At 33.5% G+C, this 14,429-nt stretch carries 12 protein-coding genes; 7 read left to right on the top strand and 5 right to left on the bottom strand.

Translation table 11 applies throughout. The features are described 5' to 3' along the window. Positions 1-106: 106 nt before the first annotated feature. Genes OQK60_RS08690 through OQK60_RS08715 form a run of 6 tightly spaced genes read left to right on the top strand, consistent with a single transcriptional unit; the run spans position 107 to position 5,445 of the window. The gene (locus tag OQK60_RS08690) at positions 107-577 is read left to right on the top strand and encodes an RNA pyrophosphohydrolase (protein WP_297686093.1); all 471 of its coding nucleotides are present in this window, start codon (positions 107-109) and stop codon (positions 575-577) included. Next, positions 578-1,789, top strand: a complete 1,212-nt coding sequence (locus OQK60_RS08695) for an aspartate kinase (protein WP_297686095.1) — start codon at positions 578-580, stop codon at positions 1,787-1,789. A 7-nt stretch (positions 1,790-1,796) separates the two neighbouring features. Beyond that, complete coding sequence (locus OQK60_RS08700) at positions 1,797-2,354, top strand: HobA family DNA replication regulator (protein ID WP_297686097.1); 558 nt, start codon at positions 1,797-1,799, stop codon at positions 2,352-2,354. Then, positions 2,341-2,970: a DNA polymerase III subunit delta' gene (locus tag OQK60_RS08705; RefSeq protein ID WP_297686101.1), complete on the top strand. Its 630-nt coding sequence runs from the start codon at positions 2,341-2,343 to the stop codon at positions 2,968-2,970. Before OQK60_RS08700 ends, OQK60_RS08705 begins: the two co-directional genes overlap by 14 nt. Further along, entirely contained in the window at positions 2,957-4,099 is a 1,143-nt protein-coding gene (gene folP, locus OQK60_RS08710; RefSeq protein WP_297686103.1) for a dihydropteroate synthase, read from the top strand. Before OQK60_RS08705 ends, folP begins: the two co-directional genes overlap by 14 nt. 11 nt (positions 4,100-4,110) lie before the next feature. Then, positions 4,111-5,445, top strand: a complete 1,335-nt coding sequence (locus OQK60_RS08715; protein WP_297686105.1) for a diguanylate cyclase — start codon at positions 4,111-4,113, stop codon at positions 5,443-5,445. A gap of 46 nt (positions 5,446-5,491) precedes the next feature. On the opposite strand, the gene dnaK is transcribed toward OQK60_RS08715, so the two are convergent. Beyond that, complete coding sequence (gene dnaK, locus OQK60_RS08720; RefSeq protein ID WP_297686107.1) at positions 5,492-7,378, bottom strand: molecular chaperone DnaK; 1,887 nt, start codon at positions 7,376-7,378, stop codon at positions 5,492-5,494. Positions 7,379-7,427: 49 nt separating this feature from the next. Continuing rightward, on the bottom strand, positions 7,428-7,991 hold the full coding sequence (gene grpE, locus OQK60_RS08725; protein ID WP_297686109.1) for a nucleotide exchange factor GrpE: 564 nt from the start codon (positions 7,989-7,991) through the stop codon (positions 7,428-7,430). A 182-nt stretch (positions 7,992-8,173) separates the two neighbouring features. Here grpE and OQK60_RS08730 point away from each other — a divergent pair, with 182 nt between their 5' ends. Continuing rightward, entirely contained in the window at positions 8,174-10,183 is a 2,010-nt protein-coding gene (locus OQK60_RS08730) for a hypothetical protein (RefSeq protein ID WP_297686111.1), read from the top strand. Between the two features lie 4 nt (positions 10,184-10,187). Here the strand turns inward: OQK60_RS08730 and OQK60_RS08735 are convergent, their stop codons facing one another. From OQK60_RS08735 to OQK60_RS08745, 3 genes are read right to left on the bottom strand one after another with little or no spacing between them, the layout of a single operon-like run. After that, entirely contained in the window at positions 10,188-12,092 is a 1,905-nt protein-coding gene (locus OQK60_RS08735) for an EAL domain-containing protein (protein ID WP_297686113.1), read from the bottom strand. Further along, positions 12,086-12,514 (bottom strand): hypothetical protein, encoded by a 429-nt coding sequence (locus tag OQK60_RS08740; RefSeq protein ID WP_297686115.1) that lies wholly within the window; start codon positions 12,512-12,514, stop codon positions 12,086-12,088. The genes OQK60_RS08735 and OQK60_RS08740 overlap by 7 nt, the downstream gene beginning before the upstream one ends. Further along, on the bottom strand, positions 12,515-14,392 hold the full coding sequence (locus OQK60_RS08745) for a TonB-dependent receptor (protein ID WP_297686117.1): 1,878 nt from the start codon (positions 14,390-14,392) through the stop codon (positions 12,515-12,517). Positions 14,393-14,429 lie beyond the last annotated feature (37 nt).

Below are 14,429 nucleotides of genomic sequence, written 5' to 3' on the forward strand. Positions count from 1 at the left end.
TGTTGTTAATACTACAGTAAATTTGCTTTATATAATTAATAATAAATTATTTTATTTTAATCGCACATTCTGTATAATCCCCCAACTATATAATGAAGTGAAACTGATGAGCGAAAAAGATTTGTACCGTCCTAATGTTGCGATGATAATTGTTTCAAATAATTATCCACAAAAAAAAGAGATTTTTTTGGCGCACAGGAATGACTTAGCCGATGTTTGGCAGTTTCCTCAGGGTGGTATAGATGACGGTGAAGAAGTTCATGAAGCACTTTTTCGTGAACTTGAAGAAGAGATAGGCACGGATGAAGTAGAAGTCGTTGCTGAGTATCCGGAGTGGATAACTTACGATTTTCCTCACAAAATTGCTAAAACAATGAAGCCGTTTATAGGACAACAGCAGAGATATTTTTTAGTTAAGTTAAAAAAAAGTGCAAAGATAAATATTGAGACAGAATATCCGGAGTTTAGTGATTATAAATTTGTCAGTGTTGATGAAGTTTTAACTCTAAGTGCGAGTTTCAAAAAAGAAGTGTATAAGAGTGTTATAAAATATTTTAAAGATGAGGGACTATTGTAGATGTTAATAGTGCAAAAATTTGGCGGGACAAGTGTTGGTGATTTGGACCGCATTCAGAATGTTGCAAACCGCGTAAGTGCGACAAGAAAAGCTGGTAATGATGTGGTAGTAGTTGTTTCTGCCATGAGCGGAGAGACAAATAAACTGGTTGGTTATGCTGAACACTTCTCTAAAAATGCAAGCAGGGCTGAGATGGATATGCTTCTTAGTTCGGGAGAGAGAGTAACTGCCTCACTTCTTTCGATAGCACTTAATGAGATGGGTTTCCCTGCTATTGCGATGACGGGTAGAAAAGCCGGCATAGTTACTGACAGTGTTCATACAAAGGCTCGTATAGAAGGCATAAACCCTGAGGTTATGAACAATGCAATAAAAGAGGGCAAGATTATTGTAGTGGCCGGTTTTCAAGGTGTAAATGAAAAAGGTGATGTTACAACTCTCGGTCGCGGAGGAAGTGACTTGTCTGCTGTAGCAATTGCAGGAGCGATAGAAGCAGACCTTTGCGAGATATATACAGATGTTAGTGGAATTTTTACAACTGATCCTCGTATTGAACCAAAAGCTAAAAAACTTGACTATATCTCTTATGATGAGATGTTAGAGCTTTCTTCATTGGGTGCGAAAGTTCTTCAAAACCGCTCGGTAGAATTGGCAAAAAAATTAAATGTAAATCTAGTAACAAGAACAAGCTTTTCAGATGAAGAGGGAACATTAATAACGAAGGAAGAAAACATCATGGAAAAACCACTAGTAAGCGGAATAGCATTAGACAAAAATCAGGCTCGTATCTCTTTAATGGGTGTCTATGACAGACCCGGAATAGCATCCGAGATTTTTACAAAACTTTCAGACAATGATGTTAATGTAGATATGATTATTCAAAATAAATCTCATGACGGCACTACAAACATTGACTTTACAGTGCCTGTAGGTGACTTGAATGATGCAAAATCAGTTGTGGACACTTTTGTAAGCAGCGGAGATATTAAGGCTGATTCTTATAATGAAAATATTTGTAAGGTGTCAGTGGTTGGTGTCGGAATGAAATCTCATACCGGTGTTGCGGCAAAGGCATTCTCAGCAATGGCTAGCGAAAATATCAATATAAATATGATTTCAACTTCAGAGATTAAAGTATCAATGGTGATTGATATAAAATATGCAGAATTAGCAGTAAGAAGTCTTCATAACGCATATGAGTTAGACAAGTAATCGATTTATGGATGAAATACAAAATTTTGCACAGTGGAGCCTAGATGCCATCAGAGAAGAGGGTGGCAGTTTTAGTTGGCTAGAAGAGCAAAGATTTGATTGGACAACTACAACTTCACAGGCTCTAGAGCAGATTTTAAACGGTAAAACGATTATTTTAATTACAGACAAAAAAAGAAAATGGTTAGAAAAGTACATACTTTCTAATCTAAACAGCGAGAAACTTGAACGCCCTTTACTCCCAATCATAAGTATAGATTGTATGTACCAACACTATGACGGTGTAACCGGCGGAGAGATGATTGATGTTGTCGAAGATATGATTTCATTGTCACATAAAGAAAATTGTTTTTTTTGGTATATCGGTAAGGGCGATGACAAAAGAGCAGATATAGCAAAAAGAAAAGATACAAGTTATTTTTGGATATTTGATGAAGACTATTTAAACGCATTCAATTTAAAATCCTATGACAAATCATTAGATATAAAACTGCTTCAGCTTTATCGTCTTTTTGACGCATCTTTAAATGCCGCAATGTTTGGAGAGGTAGATGTTAATTCATGATTCAAGAAAGAGTCATATTTTAATCTCTACAGAGATTGAATCAGAATTTGAGAGATTACTTGATGAGCTAAAGCCAAACCGTGTTGTAGGATTTATAGAAGAAGATTTTAAAATTGAGCATGCAAAAGCTGTAGTGGCAGAGTCTTATATAAGCGAATCTCAAACAAAGTACATAGTTATCGGCTCTTCTAGCTTTACCAATGTAGCGCAAAATTCACTTTTAAAAGTTTTAGAAGAACCTCCGCAAAATATAGAATTTATAATTATCTCACCTACAAAATCAAATCTTCTTCCTACTGTTCGTTCTCGTTTGCCTATTGTAAAAGGTGAGGTTACACACGCAATACAAAAAGTTGAATTAAACCTAGCTAGGATTGATTATGCTGAAGTGTTCGCCTTTTTAAAAGCAAATGCCAGAATCAAAAAATCTGAAGCAAAAGAGCTTGTTGAAGCACTTTATCATAGAGCCACTGTAGTAGATATGCTCATTCTTTCTGATGAACAACTAGATAATTTTGATAAGGCATACAGACTTATAGAACTAAATTCAAGACCTCAGAGTGTATTGGCCATGATACTTATGAGTTTTGTTGGAGACAAAAATGCAGGTAATTAAACTATCTAACTCTATTGATGCAAAAAAGTATTTAAAAGAGCTTGGCGTTGATGACGGCGGGATTAAAATACTTTCTTTAAAAGCTTATACACATATTGTTTATATAAAAGATTTACATGTAGGCGGGGCAAATATTTTAAAACAAGATGCCTTAAGTATAGGTGCAGACTTGGCTGTGCCTCGCGGAACTGTTATAGCAAAAACTCCACATGTGGACTGTATCTTAATAGCTACAACTTCACAGTTGCAAAAACTCAGCAAAAAAGAGTTGGCTCAGCCATTTGGATTAAAAGAGCTGGCAACAAAGCTTCAAGATATGCTCCGTGTCAAAAAGCCTTCACATGTAGAAATAATGGGTGTGATAAATGCCAACAATGACAGCTTCTTTAGTGGTTCAAGGTTTAATGACAAAGATGCAATAAATAAAATCCAGCAGATGATAGAAGATGGTGCAGATATCATAGATATAGGCGGTGTCTCATCAGCCCCTAACTCTGTACATGTAGATAAAAATGAAGAGCTTGAAAGATTAAGACCAATACTTGAAGTAATTAAAAAAGAAAAACTATATAAAAAAGTGAAGTTTAGTATTGATAGTTACCAGCCAAATGTAATAGAGTCTGCACTCAAGAGCGGTTTTGAAGTTGTCAATGATATAACAGGTTTACAAAATGATGAAGTAAGTAAACTCTGCGCCAGCAATGGGGCAAGAGCTGTAATTATGCATATGCAGGGAACTCCACAGACAATGCAGGATAACCCAGAATATGAAAATGTTTTAAGTGATATTTACTCATTTTTCGAGAGTAGAATCGCAAAGGCAGAATTACTTGGTGTAAAAGATATAGTTCTTGATGTGGGCATTGGTTTTGGAAAAACACTAGAGCACAATCTTTTACTTATCAAAAATCTAGAGCACTTTTTAACTCTTGGTAAGCCGCTGCTTATAGGCGCTTCTAGAAAATCAATGATAGACAAGATTTCATCTTCACCCGCAGATGAAAGACTAGCAGGAAGCTTAGCTCTGCATTTAGAAGCAGCAAACAATGGAGCTTCAATACTTAGAGTTCATGATGTAAAAGAGCATGTTCAGGCTTTAAAAATTAAAAAAGCTTTGGATAAAATTTAATAAGGTGTATTATGAAATTTCCAACAATAGGTGAAATAGCAACAACATCAGTAGTATCAATAGATGTTAAAAGCTCAATCACAGATGCAATAGATATGATGCTTGAACATAACCACAGAAATATAATAGTTATAGATGAGGGTGAATTTCGTATTTTAACAATTGTTGATGTCTTAAATATTCAAACTAAAAAGATAGACTTAAGCACTCAACTAAAAGATTTAAAACTGCCTGCAGTTCCCGCAATATACAAGCATAAAAATGTTTTAGATACTTTGGAATACTTAAGTGATAATGTAGATTATTTATGTGTTATTAATGATGATGACTCACTTTACGGATTTATTACTCATACTGATATTACCAGCAATATTGACCCTGATACTTTGATGAATAATTTTCGTCTCCAAGATTTTTTAAAACTCGGTAAAAGGATGAAGTGGGTAAGTAAAGATGAAAAGACATCTGACTTGATAAATGAAATGGTTCATAACTCATATGACAATGTTATAATTGTTGAAGATTCAAAGCCTGTAGGTATTTTTACTACAAAAGATGTAATGAAGCTAATCAAAAATAATAAAGAGTTAGACTTGCCCATCAGCAAATACATGTCAACACCTGTAGATACCATAACCAGAGGTGCCTCTGTAAAGGAAGCCTTATCTTTTGTAAATGAAAAACATTACAAAAGGGCTGTTGTTGTAGATGAAGATGGCAATTTGTCTGGGATAATCGCACAAAAAGAACTTATCTCTTTAACCTATTCAGGGTGGGCAGAAATCATGAAAGAGTACCATGAGGAACTTAATGAAATCAATGCAAAGCTTGAGAATAAAAACAAAGAATACGAGACTAGAGCTTCTACGGACGCTCTAACAGGGCTATATAACAGATTTAAGTTTTCAGAACTTTATAATTCATCTTACACATCTATGGTTCAAAGACATAATGACATGTCATTGATTATATTGGATATAGACCACTTTAAAAATGTTAATGACACATATGGACATAATGTCGGAGATAATGTACTTATACAAGTTTCGCAAACACTATTAAAAACTTTAAGAAATATAGATATAGTGTGTAGATGGGGAGGTGAGGAGTTTATTATACTGCTTCCAACCGCAAACTTAGGCCAAGCAACTCTATTGGCAGAGAAATTGAGAACTTACATAGAAAAATTAGAAATAGATGTGGTTAAAAAGATAACTTCTAGTTTTGGAGTCTCACAAGTATATGAGGGCGATGATATGAAAACAGTCATCAATAGAGCAGACAAAGCACTCTATTTAGCTAAGAATTCAGGGAGAAATTGCGTTAAAACCGAGAAAGATTTGTAAAGTCTACCCTCCAACTGAGGTGTAGACTTATAGGATAGAGTAAGTTTTACTCTATCTCAGCGTCGATAACATCGTCATCAACTTTTTTCTTCTTTTGGTCAGCTTCACCAGCTTCGCCGCCTTCTTCTTTTTTGTACATTTGCTCAGCCATTTTATGAGAAGCTTCTGTTAATGCTTTTACTTTTTCTTCAATTTGCTCTTTAGTTGCAGACTCATCTTTTAGAGTGTCTTTAAGCTCAGTGATTGCAGTTTCAATTTTTGCTTTTTCTTCTGCTTCGATTTTATCACCAACTTCAGTTAATGATTTTTCACTTTGAGCGATTAGAGCGTCAGCTTGGTTTCTTAAATCAACCATTGCTTTTCTCTCTTCGTCTTCAGCTTTATGTGCTTCAGCATCTTGAACCATTTTGTTAATCTCTTCTTCACTTAACCCTGATGAACCGGAAATTGTGATTGATTGAGATTTGCCAGTACCTTTATCAGTTGAGCTAACAGTTAAAATACCATTTGCATCGATATCAAAAGTTACTTCAATTTGAGGTACACCTCTTGGAGCAGCTGGAATATCGCCAAGTTCAAATAGACCTAAAGATTTATTGTCTTTTGCAAATTCTCTCTCACCTTGAACAACTGAGATTGAAACAGCCGGTTGGTTGTCCTCTGCAGTTGAGAAAATTTGAGATTTTTTAACAGGTATAGTAGTACCTTTTTCAATAATCTTAGTCGCAACACCGCCTAGAGTCTCAATACCAAGAGATAATGGAGTAACATCTAAAAGAAGAACATCTTTTACATCTCCTCTTAGTACACCACCTTGAATAGCAGCACCGGCAGCAACAACTTCATCAGGGTTAACACCTTTATGTAAAGTTTTACCGTCGAAGTATTTAGATACCGCATCTTGAGCAGCTGGAACACGAGTAGAACCACCAACCATGATAATCTCTTTGATTTCATTAGCATCTAAGTCAGCTTCTTTCATTGCTACTTTGATATGATCAATCGTCTCATCAATTAACTTAGAAATCATACCCTCAAATTTAGCACGAGTAAGTTTTACAACTAAATGTTGTGGTCCAGCTTCTGTCATAGTGATAAACGGTAAGTTAATCTCAGTTTCAGTAGATGAACTTAACTCTTTTTTAGCATTTTCAGCTGCATCTTTTAGTCTTTGAAGAGCCATTTTGTCATTTTTAAGATCAATACCATGAGAGTTTTTAAACTCAGCATTTAAGAAATCGACAATTTTGTTGTCAAAATCATCACCACCCAAGAATGCATTACCGTCAGTTGAAAGAACTTCAAAAGTACCGTCAGAAATCTCTAAAACAGTAACATCAAATGTTCCACCACCAAGGTCATATACTAGTACATTCTCTTCAGCTTTGCTATCTAGTCCGTAAGCAAGTGCAGAAGCAGTTGGCTCATTGATAATTCTTAAAACATTAAGACCGGCAATTGTACCTGCATCTTTTGTTGCTTTTCTTTGTGCATCATTGAAGTAAGCCGGAACGGTAATAACTGCATCAGTTACAGTTGAACCTAAATAGCTCTCAGCATCTTCTTTTAGTTTTGTAAGAATCTTAGCTGAAATCTCTTGAGGCGTGTAAATCTTACCTGCAACATCAACAGCAGCCGAACCATCTTTATCTACGATGTTATATGTAACTTTATCGTGTGCAGCCTTAGCATTTTCCTCATTCATCATAAGACCCATAATTCTCTTGATAGAAGAGATTGTTTTTTCAGGGTTTGTGATTGCTTGACGCTTTGCCGGGTCACCAACTAAAACATCACCTTTATCTGTAAAAGCTACAACTGAAGGAGTTGTGTTTTTACCCTCTGCATTTGGGATGATTTTCGCTTCACCACCTTCGTAAACTGCTACACATGAATTTGTTGTTCCTAAATCTATACCTATTACTTTACTCATTATTTTATTCCTTATTTTTATTATTTAATATTTGTTTGTTCTGTACGAATTACTTCGCTACTATAACCATTGCTTCACGCAAAGGTCTGTTCTTGTATCTGTATCCCGTTTGAAATGTCTGTACTATCTGACCACTTTCAACATCTTCACTCTCAACACTTTGAACAGCATTGTGAATATTTGGGTCAAACGGCTCATCGTGAGCAACCATCGTTACACCATGTTTCTCTAGCGATGTTGTAAATTGCTTAAGAGTTAACTCAATTCCTTCATTTAGCTTGTTTAAATGCTCTTGCGGATCAGCTACTGTCGCAGTAGAAGTAAGTGCCATTTGAAGCGCATCCATAACAGGAATCATATCTTTTGCAAATTTCTCATTTGAGTATTCAACTGCTGTGTATTTTTCGCGTTCAAGTCTTTTTTTGATATTATCAAAATCAGCATGTACACGAGCATACTTCTCTTTTAACTCTGTTAATTCATTTTGAAGTAAGTCAAGCTCGTTTTCCACAGCCTCTGAATCAGCCTCAGCTTCTTCATCACTTATTTCTACTTTTTCCTCTTCATTTTCTAGAGGTTTGTTTTGTAATTCTTCATCATTTTGATTTGACATAATAATTAAATTAACTCCTTTTTTTAAAAGATATCAGTATTATACACATTGAGTGTAACAATGTCAAGCTTTAGTTGAGTAATTTTAGTAAAAAGAGTTGAGTCTTTATATATCAAGTTTGAAATTTGGCAAAAAAAAGCAAATTATAGTATCATATCAGTATATATGTATTTGGAGATTTTATGAAGTATTTAGCTTGGTTTAGCGGTGTTTTAGTTACTTTAGTTGCTGTTGTATATGTAGTTATATTTACATCTTTGGGCAATGGATTGCTTAAGCCTATTGTAGAAGACAAGATACAACAACAGACAAAACTAGATAGCAAACTTACAACATTTACTCTTAATATGAGTTCTTTTGAGGTACTTCTAGAGCTAAATGCAAACAATAGTGTTTTAATAAAGGGGAATTACTCTCTGTTTTCACAAGCCTTTGATGTAGCATATAGAGTTAGGCTTGATAATTTAGAGAGTTTAAAAGAGCTTAGCGATTTACCGCTTCAAGGAAAACTTTATACAGATGGAAAAGTTAAAGGTGACATGTCGTTTATGGAAGTTGACGGCAAAAGTGATGTAGGAGAGGGTGATACAACTTATCATGTTGAGCTGACTGACTTAAATCCTACTTCTATAATTGCTGAGGTAAAAAATGCAAAATTGTCATCTCTTTTGTATTTGGGAGCTCAAAGTCAATACGCGAGTGCAGATATAAATCTAGATGTAAACTTTAAAAACATTAATCCGGGTAAACTCGATGGAGATATACTACTAATAACTAAAAATGCTAAAATTGATTCACAATTAATGAAAAAAGATTTTAATGTAACTATCCCAAATACATCTTTTGCTATGAAACTCGATGCTAAATTAAAAGGTAATGATGTAGACTATAGCTATGATTTAAGCTCAAAGCTCTTTAGTATACTATCATCCGGAAATGTAAAACCTGAACCTCTTCAAACAGATATAACATACTCTTTAAACATAAAAGAGCTTGCTCTGCTGAAACCTGTCATAGGTGCAGACCTCAGAGGAGCATTTAAGCTTAATGGAACAGTTAAAGGGAGCAAGGAAAAACTTATAGTAAAGGGCAAAAGTGATTTGGCTGAATCAGATACAAAATTTGAAGCCGTGTTAAAAGATTTTGCTCCAAAGAGCATTGTAGCTAGTGTTAAAAATCTAAAATTAAAAAAACTACTATATATGATAAAACAGCCACATTATACAGATGGAATTTTATTTTTAAATGCTGACATAACCAATGCAGCCGTTGGAAGTTTAAAAGGAAAAGTACAAACAGATATAAAAAACGGTTTATTGAATTCTAAATATATAACAAAATTGGCTGGGTTTGAATCTTTGATGCCACGAACAACTTTTAATTCTACAACAACAACTATCTTAAATAAAAATCTATTGGATACAAAAGTAGATTTTAATTCAAACCTTGTAGATTTAGATATTAAAAAAGCTAGCTATAACCTAAAAGACAGCTCACTTAAAAGTGATTATTTGGCTACAGTTGCAAATCTTGACAAGCTTTTTTTCGTTACTCAGCGGCGCATGAAAGGTGACTTGAGTGTTAATGGCGAACTTGTAAAAATAAAAGATTTGGATTTAACAATCCACACTAAAATTGCCGGAGGCAATGTTGATGCTAAGCTTCATAATGATGATTTTCATGCTGAGTTTAAATCAGTTAGCACCAAAGAGCTGCTAGGCATGTTTATTTATCCTGAGATTTTTCAAGCAAACCTTGATGGCAAGTTAAATTATAATTTAGCACAGAGCAAGGGTGTATTTAGCGGGCATGTTATTGATGGAAATTTTGTTAATAACAATACATTTAATCTTATAAAACAGTATACGAAATTTGACATGTACAGAGAAAGTTTTAATGGAGATATTGCTGCAGAAATAAATAAAGAAAAAATTCTTGCTTCACTTGATTTTCGTTCAAAACAAGCTTCTGTAAAAACAACAAATGCAAAAATAAATACAAAAACTAAAATGATAGATTCTGATGTAACAATTCAAGCAAAGAAAAACACTGTAACGGCAAATATAATTGGAGACATAAATGCTCCAAAAGTTAAAGTAGATTTGGAAAAATTGATGAAGTCAAAAGCCGGAGATGCCTTGAAAAAAGAGATAAACAAGGGGATAGACAAACTATTTAAAAAGTTTTTTTAGCTCGCTAAAATAGTTCATGAACCTCAAGCAGAGTAGATTTTGGCTCAGCAATGTAATAACCTTGCAGATAATCTATGTCTAGTTCTAGTAACTTATCAAAAACTTCTTTTGAGTGAACAAACTCTGCAATAGTTTGCATATTGGCTTGATGTGCGAAATGTATAATGCTTTTTACGACTTTAAAGTCTTTGTCGTTAGTATCGATGTTTTTTATCAGTGAACCATCGATTTTAAGATAGTTTGCTTCAATATCTATAATAGTTTTAAAGTTAGAGTACCCACTTCCAAAATCATCAATTGAAACTTTTGCTTTAAGTGAATGCAGCAGCTTTATTTTCTCTTTAAATAGTTTAATGTTGTCTATTTCATCACTCTCTAGTATTTCAAAAGTAACACGAGACGCAAGATGAGGGTTGCTGCCTAAATGTGAAATAATAGTGTTTTCAATATCAGGGTTTATAAGGTCGGAGAAATTTATATTAATACTTACATGTTTTTCATTATGTTTAAATTTTTCAAAGACAAGCAATAAAATTGTTTGTGTTAATTTATAGTATATATTTGTATGTCTTAATTGAGGTAAAAACTGCAAAGGAGATATAATACTGCCGTCTTTTGCGATAATCCTTACTAAGGCTTCATAATTTTTAATAGTATTGTAGTTGTTACAATATATAGGTTGATAGTAGCATGTTATACGGTTTTCATTAAGGGCTTGCTTGACAAAACCTATATTTTTAGATGAAGAGGATATGTCGTTTTGTGATTTTTCATCATAGCAAACAATTTGATTCCTTCCATTCTTTTTTGCAATATAGAGCATTCTATCAGCAATTTTAATGGCTTCTTGCATGTTTTTTTCTAAAGCCGGATGTTTATGCAGACCAATAGAAACATTTACTTTTATTTCATTTGTATCGTATACAAATGTTTGTTTAGATAGGTTGTCTTTTAGTCTTTCGCATATGCTAAAGGTAGATGAATCTTTATGTCTATTGTTGATTAAGAGTAAAAACTCCTCCCCACCGTATCTTATGAGTATATCACTGTCTCTAATTGATTTTTTAAATACTTTAGCTGCCTGAGCTAGTATATAGTCACCTGCTTTATGTCCATAAGTGTCATTTATAACTTTGAATTTGTCTAAGTCAAGCATCGCTATACTATAATGACTTAGATTAAGCATAGATGATATCTCTTCTAAATAGTTTCTGTTAAATGTTCGTGTAAGCGGGTCTGTAAATATTTTTTTTCTTGTTACAAAGTAGTGAAAAAGTTGCATTACTGTCATAATCATTAATAATATTAAAGAAATTATCAAAACCATAAAGAATGTCTCAAGAGGCTTAATAGATTCTAGTATGATTTCTTGAATATTAGTTGTTATATCAATACTAAAGAGGCCAACAACAGTGTCATTGGCGATTATAGGATATAGATATGTCAAATATAAATTTTCCATATCATGTTGTTTTATGACTTGAGGTTTTTTTATTCTATAAATAGTACGATACTCAGAATTGGTAACATCAAGTTTTTGGTAAAAGTTAGCTTTATCGGTTTTTGAAGCATCTAGCAAAAATCTAAATCTATCTCTTTCATCTTTGTACAAAATATATGCATATTTAACATTTGAAGTCAGCATTAAAGAGATTATATGTTCGTAATCTTCTCTTGTACTCTTATTTTCAAATAGATATAACAGGTCTTTGGAATTTTTTATCTCAGAGTAATCAAGTATATCTTTTTCTATATTTTCTAGTACATGTGATATCTGTTCAACTTGATGTTTTTCAATACGATTGAAAATGTCTTCTTTGGCTTCTTTTATATTATCATAAACATAGATAAAAAATATACCAAGCAAAAACAGAAGCAAAAATAAGAAAAGCTCCTTTTTCTTTACCATACTCTTTCCTCTAGGTATGGCTCAAGATCTTTAGAGATTTTAATTAACTGTGATTTTATCCTCGGCTCTATAAGTACAATATTTGGTCTTCCTTTTTTCCAAAATAGCGCACCAAAACTTTGAGGAACATGGCTTAGAGAGTTATAGTTTAATACAAATATATGTTTTGAGCTACACTCTTTTTCAAGTTTTCTTTTATCTTGTAATATTATTACCGTTGCATCTTCACAGATATTTGTCGTTAAAAGGACATTGTGTTTTTTAAGCTCAGCTAAAAGATTTTTATTGTCGCTCCATACCACTATATTTTTATCTAGATGAATATTTGTAATAATGGTTTCTAAAATCTTTACCTGCAGATGATTTGTTTCAGATGCAAGCAGTACAAGACTTGAAAATAACAGAGTTATTATTGCTTTCATTTAAAAAGTGTACTCCATTGTAAGAATAACTCTTCTGTCTGTTGCTGATACCTTAATATCTCCCATAGGAGTCTCTGACGCTCTGTCAAAAATATTTTCTGCTTTTAGTTTTAGTTCTATTTTCTTGTTCAACTTGTATATTGCTCCAAGCGAGTAGTCAAATCCTTCTTTAATATCCACACCTTCTAGACTTGTGTATTTTGAATGATAAAGCAGTTCGTTGTAAATATCAAATTTTCCAATGGTGTTGAAAAGCTGGATAGAACCACCTTGCTTTGGGCTATAGTAATTATCTCTAAATTGTCTGTAAATCTCCATTTTTATTTTATTGTCTATGTTGAGCTTGTGCTCCATATTTGCAAAAATAAATTTAAAACTCTTCTCTTGAGCACTGTTTACATAGATACTCTCAGATGGATCTGTTGCATTCATATCAAAAATAATTGCGTTGTCTGTCGTATTTTTGCCAAATCCAAATCCAAAAACGCTATCTTTGAGTTTATAGATAATTTCCGCAGTTGTTGTAAGCGACTCTGCACTTTGTAAATCAGGGTTAATGTTGTAGTTTGGTGAAAAAGTTGTTTGCAAAAATGTCGGATACATATAACTCTGCATAGCAAAAAGTTTAAAGGTCCATTTTTCATCAAGAAGTGCTACATAACCGGCTCTAAGTATATGTTCTGTTGAGGACTTGTTGAAGCTATTTTTATAAAAGTCTATTTTTGCGCTAAGAGATATCAGGTGATTCTCATTTATATTGTATAGGTTCTCTGCAAAAAACATGTATATATCTAAATCTTTTGGACCCCAGTTCCTTGCATAATCAACACCGTCTACTTTGTATTCGTCGATACCGAATTTTTGATGTTTAAATTGCGCTCCCAAAAATAGCTCATTATTTGCGTTTATAAACCTTTTTTCTATGATTGCGCTATAAACTTGAGTAGATATTTCAGTGTTAAGCTGTTTTGGAAAAGGAGCTGTTGTTCCCGGCAGCGGTATGCCTATGTCATCCTTGTCGTAAAGTTCAAATTTTTCATAAGATGAAGTAAGCATTATTTTTAGATTATTCTCAAAATATTTGGTAATATGCGTGTATATATCGTTAGTTTGCGTATCTCCATCGACGGTAGCCATGCCTATCCCGCTAAAAATGTCGTATTTTTCTTTAATTGCGCCTATTTCGATATCATAGTCATCTTTTTTTGAAAATTTAAAATAGAATTGACCTCTTTCACCGTCTCTTGAGAGTTCTGAATTGTTTGAGGTATAGTTTTTGTAATAGTTTTTCTTTAAATCAACATTTGTCAAATATGAGTACTCGTCAAAAACTTTTGCATCAACTCCCTGCATTGTTACGCTTCCAAATGAATCAACAGAGGCTTGAATGGATGTGCTGTTTTCACGAGATGGGTCTTTAGTGAAAAGTTTTATAAGGAGTGTTCCCGGTTCGTTACCAAATGTTACTGAATTTCCCGCCTGATAGATTTCTATATAGTCGATAAAATATAGACCCATTCTTCCATATTGCACCAAAACATTACCAAGTGTTGCAGAGTTTAATTCATGAGAATTTATGTAAAGTTTTGCGGGGTGAGATGACATCTGTGTTTGACCGCTTCTTACAAGTGTAGTCATACCGTTTTTTCTTGGTTGAAGCGTAAAAAACCTTAAAGTTTTTAAAACATCGTTTAGTGTGTAAGCCTGCATTTTATCGAGTTCTGAGCGTGTTATTACTCTGATGTGCCCAGCACTCTCTTTTTTTGTGTGATGGTAAAGCTCCTCTGCACTTTTATACTCTTTTAACAGATCATCGAGAGAAAGCTTTTGAGAAAACGCAAGTGTAGACAATAGTAAGACAAGAGTAACTATTCTCATCAAGCGTACCTTAATTATAATAAATATTTATATCTGT

Source organism: Sulfurimonas sp. (genome assembly GCF_026196735.1).
Taxonomy (GTDB): domain Bacteria; phylum Campylobacterota; class Campylobacteria; order Campylobacterales; family Sulfurimonadaceae; genus Sulfurimonas.

Excerpts from the sequence above, each read along its gene's own strand:
- OQK60_RS08735 (WP_297686113.1), bottom strand. The coding sequence starts at position 12,092 with ATGGTAAAGAAAAAGGAGCTTTTCTTATTTTTGCTTCTGTTTTTGCTT.
- OQK60_RS08740 (WP_297686115.1), bottom strand. The coding sequence starts at position 12,514 with ATGAAAGCAATAATAACTCTGTTATTTTCAAGTCTTGTACTGCTTGCA.
- dnaK (WP_297686107.1), bottom strand. The coding sequence starts at position 7,378 with ATGAGTAAAGTAATAGGTATAGATTTAGGAACAACAAATTCATGTGTA.
- OQK60_RS08705 (WP_297686101.1), top strand. The coding sequence starts at position 2,341 with ATGTTAATTCATGATTCAAGAAAGAGTCATATTTTAATCTCTACAGAG.
- folP (WP_297686103.1), top strand. The coding sequence starts at position 2,957 with ATGCAGGTAATTAAACTATCTAACTCTATTGATGCAAAAAAGTATTTA.
- OQK60_RS08695 (WP_297686095.1), top strand. The coding sequence starts at position 578 with ATGTTAATAGTGCAAAAATTTGGCGGGACAAGTGTTGGTGATTTGGAC.
- OQK60_RS08715 (WP_297686105.1), top strand. The coding sequence starts at position 4,111 with ATGAAATTTCCAACAATAGGTGAAATAGCAACAACATCAGTAGTATCA.
- OQK60_RS08690 (WP_297686093.1), top strand. The coding sequence starts at position 107 with ATGAGCGAAAAAGATTTGTACCGTCCTAATGTTGCGATGATAATTGTT.
- OQK60_RS08730 (WP_297686111.1), top strand. The coding sequence starts at position 8,174 with ATGAAGTATTTAGCTTGGTTTAGCGGTGTTTTAGTTACTTTAGTTGCT.
- OQK60_RS08700 (WP_297686097.1), top strand. The coding sequence starts at position 1,797 with ATGGATGAAATACAAAATTTTGCACAGTGGAGCCTAGATGCCATCAGA.
- OQK60_RS08745 (WP_297686117.1), bottom strand. The coding sequence starts at position 14,392 with ATGAGAATAGTTACTCTTGTCTTACTATTGTCTACACTTGCGTTTTCT.
- grpE (WP_297686109.1), bottom strand. The coding sequence starts at position 7,991 with ATGTCAAATCAAAATGATGAAGAATTACAAAACAAACCTCTAGAAAAT.